This is a genomic window from Streptomyces sp. SYSU D01066-1 (assembly GCF_054956795.1).
Genome location: NZ_JBUDHV010000084.1, coordinates 1 through 1,148 on the forward strand (window position 1 = coordinate 1; position 1,148 = coordinate 1,148).

Genomic DNA, 1,148 nt, shown 5'->3' on the forward strand with positions numbered 1-1,148 from the left:
TGCTGGAGCGAGACGGACGGAGCTGGCGCCGGCCATGAAGATCGACCTCACGGACACCACGGCCAGCAAGATCAACAAGGCGCTGGTGCAGGGCCGCCGGGCCATCGGCACCCCGGCCGTCGGCATGGTCCTGACGATGGTCGTCGTCACGGACGAGGAGAACGCCTACGACGCGGTCAAGGCCGCCGAGGACGCCTCGCGGGAGCACCCCTCACGGGCCCTGGTGGTCATCGGGCGGCAGGGCCGGGGGACCCATGGCCGGCCACGTCCCCGGCTGGACGCGGAAGTCCGCCTGGGGGCGGAGGCCGGCACGGGTGAGACGGTCGTGCTGCGCATGTACGGCGAGGTCTCGCGGCACGCCGACTCGGTGGTGCTGCCGCTGCTGCTCCCCGACGCGCCGGTGGTCGTGTGGTGGCCGGTGGACGCTCCGGACAACCCCGCCAAGGACCCGCTCGGCGCGCTCGCCCAGCGCCGGATCACCGACCTGTACGCGGTCGAGAACCCGATGGAGACCCTCGGCAAGCGGGTGCGCGGCTACGCCCCCGGCGACACCGACCTCGCCTGGACCCGGTTGACGCTGTGGCGCTCCATGCTGGCCGCCGCCCTGGACCAGGCCCGGACGAAGGTGACCGCCGCGGTCGTGGAGGCCGAGGCCGACAACCCGGCCGCCGAACTCCTCGCCCGCTGGCTGGAGGCCCGCCTCGGCGTAGCCGCCGACCGCCGGGTCAGCGACGGCCCCGCCGTCACCGCCGTCCGCCTGGACACCGCCGCCGGTGAGATCGTCATCGACCGGCCCGAGGGGCCGGTGGCCACCTTGACCCTGCCCGACCAGCCGCCGCGCACCCTGGCACTGAAGGTGCGTTCCACCGCGGAACTCATCGCCGAGGAGCTGCGGCGCCTCGACGCGGACGAGATGTACGCCATCGCCCTGCGCGGCCACGGCCCCCACCGGACGCGCTGAGACACGGTCTCGGAGAAGGAAGCAATCATGCAGATCGGTCTCATCGGTCTCGGCAAGATGGGCGGCAACATGCGCGAGCGCCTGCGCGACGCCGGCCATGACGTCGTCGGCTACGACACCAACCCCGAACTCTCCGACGTCGACAGCCTCGCCGGCCTGGTCGAGCGTCTCGAGGCGCCCCGCGCGG

2 protein-coding genes are annotated in these 1,148 nt (G+C 73.3%); both read left to right on the plus strand.

Features of this window, described 5'->3' with window-relative positions:
- Window positions 1-34: 34 nt before the first annotated feature.
- The gene (opcA, locus tag ACY1JF_RS31885) at window positions 35-961 is read left to right on the plus strand and encodes a glucose-6-phosphate dehydrogenase assembly protein OpcA (protein WP_462708755.1); all 927 of its coding nucleotides are present in this window, start codon (window positions 35-37) and stop codon (window positions 959-961) included.
- A 27-nt stretch (window positions 962-988) separates the two neighbouring features.
- The coding region (locus tag ACY1JF_RS31890) for an NAD(P)-binding domain-containing protein (protein WP_462708756.1) at window positions 989-1,148 on the plus strand (160 nt) is incomplete at its 3' end.

Coding starts and splice junctions, on each gene's coding strand:
- opcA (WP_462708755.1), top strand. CDS start 35: ATGAAGATCGACCTCACGGACACCACGGCCAGCAAGATCAACAAGGCG.